Below are 5,741 nucleotides of genomic sequence, written 5' to 3'. Positions count from 1 at the left end.
CCGTTGCCGGTGAGGGTGTTCAGGATAAAGCCCCTGGCGGTGACCTACTCTTGCATGGCAAAGCCACACTACCATCGGCGCATGCGCGTTTCACTGCTGAGTTCGGGATGGGATCAGGTGGGACCACGCCGCTATGGCCGCCAGGGAAGGGGTTGAAGCAGCGCAAGATGCGCCCGCTTCAGTCTGGAGACAAAGCCTTTTTCTGAAGAGTCCGCCATGGATGGCGGGTTCTGCTCTTCGCGAAAAGGACTTCGCGTCAATAAGGTGTAAACGAGTGACAAGCGTCGAGGTGAATCGGTTTACCGAGAAGTTCGTCAAGCGGGCCGCTCTTTTGACGAGTCCGGCCAAGGATGGCCGGGCTTTCGCAGAGGGACCTGCACGTGAAGCCACTTGGGGTTATATGGTCAAGCCGCACGGCTCATTAGTATCAGTTAGCTGAACGCATTGCTGCGCTTCCACATCTGACCTATCAACCACCTGGTCTTGATGGTGCCTTAAGGAGAGTCAAGCTCTCGGGAGATCTCATCTTGGGGCGTGCTTCCCGCTTAGATGCTTTCAGCGGTTATCACTTCCGTTCATAGCTACCGGGCAATGCCTCTGGCGAGACAACCCGAACACCAGCGGAACGTCCACTCCGGTCCTCTCGTACTAGGAGCAGCCCCCCTCAAATCTCCAACGCCCACGACAGATAGGGACCGAACTGTCTCACGACGTTCTGAACCCAGCTCGCGTACCACTTTAAATGGCGAACAGCCATACCCTTGGGACCGGCTACAGCCCCAGGATGTGATGAGCCGACATCGAGGTGCCAAACACCGCCGTCGATATGAACTCTTGGGCGGTATCAGCCTGTTATCCCCGGAGTACCTTTTATCCGTTGAGCGATGGCCCTTCCATACAGAACCACCGGATCACTAAGACCTACTTTCGTACCTGCTTGATCCGTCGATCTCGCAGTCAAGCACGCTTATGCCTTTGCACACAGTGCGCGATGTCCGACCGCGCTGAGCGTACCTTCGTGCTCCTCCGTTACTCTTTGGGAGGAGACCGCCCCAGTCAAACTACCCACCATACACGGTCCCTGACCCGGATAACGGGCCGAGGTTAGAACGTCAAGCACTTCAGGGTGGTATTTCAAGGATGGCTCCATGCAAACTGGCGTCTGCACTTCAAAGCCTCCCACCTATCCTACACAGAAGAACTCAACGTTCAGTGTAAAGCTATAGTAAAGGTTCACGGGGTCTTTCCGTCTTGCCGCGGGAACGCTGCATCTTCACAGCGAATTCAATTTCACTGAGTCTCGGGTGGAGACAGCGCCGCTGTCGTTACGCCATTCGTGCAGGTCGGAACTTACCCGACAAGGAATTTCGCTACCTTAGGACCGTTATAGTTACGGCCGCCGTTTACTGGGGCTTCGATCAAGAGCTTCGCCTTGCGGCTGACCCCATCAATTAACCTTCCAGCACCGGGCAGGCGTCACACCCTATACGTCCACTTTCGTGTTTGCAGAGTGCTGTGTTTTTGATAAACAGTCGCAGCGGCCAGGTTACTGCGACCCATCGACGCTCAGTCACGCACGTGACCACGTCAATGGGCGCACCTTCTCCCGAAGTTACGGTGCCATTTTGCCTAGTTCCTTCACCCGAGTTCTCTCAAGCGCCTTGGGATTCTCACCCTGCCTACCAGTGTCGGTTTACGGTACGGTTTTTCTCAAGCTGAAGCTTAGTGGCTTTTCCTGGAAGCGTAGTATCGGTCACTTCGCCCAAAAGGGCTCGTCTCGGTGCTCGGCATAAAGGATCCCGGATTTGCCAAAGATCCATGCCTACCGCCTTTCCCCGGGACAACCAACGCCCGGTAGACCTAACTTTCTCCGTCCCCACATCGCACTTGAGAAAAGTGCTGGAATATTAACCAGCTTCCCATCGACTACGCATTTCTGCCTCGCCTTAGGGGCCGACTCACCCTGCGCCGATGAACGTTGCGCGAGGAAACCTTGGGCTTTCGGCGTGGGGGCTTTTCACCCCCATTATCGTTACTCATGTCAGCATTCGCACTTCCGATACCTCCAGCAGACTTTACAATCCACCTTCACAGGCTTACGGAACGCTCCTCTACCGCGTACACATAAATGTGCACACCCCGAGCTTCGGTGCATAGCTTAGCCCCGTTAAATCTTCCGCGCAGACCGACTCGACCAGTGAGCTATTACGCTTTCTTTAAAGGATGGCTGCTTCTAAGCCAACCTCCTGGCTGTCTATGCCTTTCCACATCGTTTTCCACTTAGCTATGACTTTGGGACCTTAGCTGCGGGTCTGGGTTGTTTCCCTTTTCACGACGGACGTTAGCACCCGCCGTGTGTCTCCCGGATAGTCTGTCCTGGTATTCGGAGTTTGCCATGGTTTGGTAAGTCGCGATGACCCCCTAGCCATAACAGTGCTCTACCCCCAGGAAGATTCGTCCGAGGCGCTACCTAAATAGCTTTCGAGGAGAACCAGCTATCTCCGAGTTTGTTTAGCCTTTCACTCCTATCCTCAGCTCATCCCCATCTATTGCAACAGATGTGGGTTCGGTCCTCCAGTGCGTGTTACCGCACCTTCAACCTGGCCAAGGATAGATCACTCGGTTTCGGGTCTACTGCCAGAGACTATGCGCCCTATTCAGACTCGATTTCTCTTCGCCTCCCCTATACGGTTAAGCTTGCCACTGACAGTAAGTCGCTGACCCATTATACAAAAGGTACGCAGTCACCCTTGCGGGCTTCCACTGCTTGTACGTATACGGTTTCAGGGTCTATTTCACTCCCCTCTCCGGGGTTCTTTTCGCCTTTCCCTCACGGTACTAGTTCGCTATCGGTCAGTCAGGAGTATTTAGCCTTGGAGGATGGTCCCCCCATGTTCAGACAAGGTTTCACGTGCCCCGCCTTACTCAATTTCACGCACGGTGCCCTTTCGCTTACCGGGCTATCACCGTCTATGGCCAGCCTTTCCAGGCTGTTCAACTAAAACACTGTGCGCTTTTGGGCTAGTCCCCGTTCGCTCGTCGCTACTGAGGGAATCTCGGTTGATTTCTTTTCCTCCGGGTACTTAGATATTTCAGTTCCCCGGGTTCGCCCTGCATGACTATGTATTCACCATGCAGTACTCCTTGCGGAGTGGGTTTCCCCATTCGGACATTGCCGGATCAAAGCTTGTTGCCAGCTCCCCGACACTTTTCGCAGGCTGCCACGTCCTTCATCGCCTCTGACTGCCAAGGCATCCACCGTATACGCTTAGTCGCTTGACCATATAACCCCAAGTCGCCTCGGGGCATGCACCCTCCTCAGGTGCAGCCAAGTTACTTCGTTTCGTGCCTTAACACTTGCCTCGGTTCGGTTCGAACCAAGACGCTTGTCACTCGTTTACTTGTTTTCAAAGAACGTCACACCGGCCTCAATGCCGGATGACTTCAAATCTTGTGTGTGCTGATACTTCACGCATCGCTTGAGTGGTGGAGCCAGTCGGGATCGAACCGACGACCCCCTGCTTGCAAAGCAGGTGCTCTCCCAGCTGAGCTATGGCCCCTTGAGGAGTCCGCCCAGGGAAGGGCGGTCTTGATCTGCCCTTCGCGGATGGATCCGCGTGAGGTCATGGTGGGTCTGGGTGGACTCGAACCACCGGCCTCACCCTTATCAGGGGTGCGCTCTAACCACCTGAGCTACAGACCCATGAAAGGTGAACCCCAGAACCCGCGAGCCAAGCTACCTGGTCCCGCTCGACGGGGCCGTAGGCCTCGTTCGAAGCGGCTGTTGTGAAGAGTCCGGCCACGGAGGGCCGGCCTTGATGTTTGCTCTTCGCCACAGGGACGTTGCGTTAAGCAAACCCTTCGCGTGAAGTACAGGTGTCTTGTGTGGACGTCTTGCGTGAAGAATCACGCCGTCGTTTCTTGAAAGGAGGTGATCCAGCCGCACCTTCCGATACGGCTACCTTGTTACGACTTCACCCCAGTCATGGACCACTCCGTGGGCGTCGTCCCCCTTGCGGTTAGACTAACGCCTTCTGGAGCAACCCACTCCCATGGTGTGACGGGCGGTGTGTACAAGGCCCGGGAACGTATTCACCGCGGCATAGCTGATCCGCGATTACTAGCGATTCCGACTTCATGGAGTCGAGTTGCAGACTCCAATCCGGACTGGGATCGGCTTTCTGGGATTGGCTCCACCTCGCGGTATGGCAACCCTCTGTACCGACCATTGTAGTACGTGTGTAGCCCTGGCCGTAAGGGCCATGATGACTTGACGTCATCCCCACCTTCCTCCGGTTTGTCACCGGCAGTCTCCTTAGAGTTCCCACCATTACGTGCTGGCAACTAAGGACAAGGGTTGCGCTCGTTGCGGGACTTAACCCAACATCTCACGACACGAGCTGACGACAGCCATGCAGCACCTGTGTTCCGATTCCCGAAGGCACTCCCACATCTCTGCAGGATTCCGGACATGTCAAGGCCAGGTAAGGTTCTTCGCGTTGCATCGAATTAAACCACATACTCCACCGCTTGTGCGGGCCCCCGTCAATTCCTTTGAGTTTCAGTCTTGCGACCGTACTCCCCAGGCGGCGAACTTAACGCGTTAGCTTCGACACTGATCTCCGAGTTGAGACCAACATCCAGTTCGCATCGTTTAGGGCGTGGACTACCAGGGTATCTAATCCTGTTTGCTCCCCACGCTTTCGTGCTTCAGCGTCAGTGTTGTCCCAGATGGCCGCCTTCGCCACTGATGTTCCTCCCGATCTCTACGCATTTCACCGCTACACCGGGAATTCCACCATCCTCTGACACACTCTAGCTGCCCAGTATCCACCGCCATTCCCAGGTTGAGCCCGGGGATTTCACGGCAGACTTAAACAACCGCCTACGCACCCTTTACGCCCAGTAATTCCGATTAACGCTTGCACCCTTCGTATTACCGCGGCTGCTGGCACGAAGTTAGCCGGTGCTTATTCCTCAGGTACCGTCAGCCCCATAGGGTATTAACCCGTGGTATTTCGCTCCTGATAAAAGTGCTTTACAACCCGAAGGCCTTCTTCACACACGCGGCATTGCTGGATCAGGCTTGCGCCCATTGTCCAATATTCCCCACTGCTGCCTCCCGTAGGAGTCTGGGCCGTGTCTCAGTCCCAGTGTGGCTGATCATCCTCTCAGACCAGCTAGCGATCGTCGCCTTGGTGGGCCATTACCCCGCCAACTAGCTAATCGCACATCGGTTCGTCCTGCCGCGCGAGGCCCGAAGGTCCCCCGCTTTCTCCCGTAGGACGTATGCGGTATTAGTCCCGGTTTCCCGAGGTTATCCCCCACGTCAGGGTAGATCCCGATGCATTACTCACCCGTCCGCCACTCGCCACCCATCGTATTGCTACGACTGTGCTGCCGTTCGACTTGCATGTGTTAGGCATGCCGCCAGCGTTCAATCTGAGCCAGGATCAAACTCTTCACTTAAGTTGTCGACAACCTCGTCCTTGCAGACTTGGCCATCTATCTTTCTGAAGCGTTCTTCCCAACCAGTCAAAACTCATTACTGACTTTTTACTTGGTGGGACGCTTGCATTGCTTGGACAGGTCGCAACCCATCAGCACAAGACGTCCACACAATTCACCTGCGCACACTGTCAAAGATCTTCTCGCCAACCACCCGTTCGGTGATCGCTCCGGAACCTTTCGTTCCGGGTGAGCCGCCCATTCTACATCGCTTTTCTTGACCGTCAACACCC

Annotated in this window: 2 tRNA genes and 3 rRNA genes; all 5 read right to left on the bottom strand. The window is 55.4% G+C overall.

The window, feature by feature from the left end:
* Nucleotides 1–31 precede the first annotated feature (31 nt).
* A 5S ribosomal RNA gene (rrf, locus tag UUA_RS16840) occupies nt 32–145 on the bottom strand.
* Nucleotides 146–400: 255 nt separating this feature from the next.
* Nucleotides 401–3,282 (bottom strand): 23S ribosomal RNA (locus tag UUA_RS16835).
* Between the two features lie 202 nt (nt 3,283–3,484).
* A tRNA-Ala gene (locus UUA_RS16830) sits at nt 3,485–3,560 on the bottom strand.
* A 66-nt stretch (nt 3,561–3,626) separates the two neighbouring features.
* A tRNA-Ile gene (locus UUA_RS16825) sits at nt 3,627–3,703 on the bottom strand.
* A gap of 221 nt (nt 3,704–3,924) precedes the next feature.
* Nucleotides 3,925–5,469, bottom strand: a 16S ribosomal RNA gene (locus UUA_RS16820).
* Together the 16S, 23S and 5S rRNA genes with 2 tRNA genes alongside form the textbook arrangement of a ribosomal RNA operon.
* Nucleotides 5,470–5,741: the final 272 nt, after the last annotated feature.

It is taken from the genome of Rhodanobacter thiooxydans LCS2, from assembly GCF_000264375.1.
In the GTDB taxonomy this organism is placed as follows: domain Bacteria; phylum Pseudomonadota; class Gammaproteobacteria; order Xanthomonadales; family Rhodanobacteraceae; genus Rhodanobacter; species Rhodanobacter thiooxydans.
This window is presented reverse-complemented; position numbering and strand designations above follow the sequence as displayed.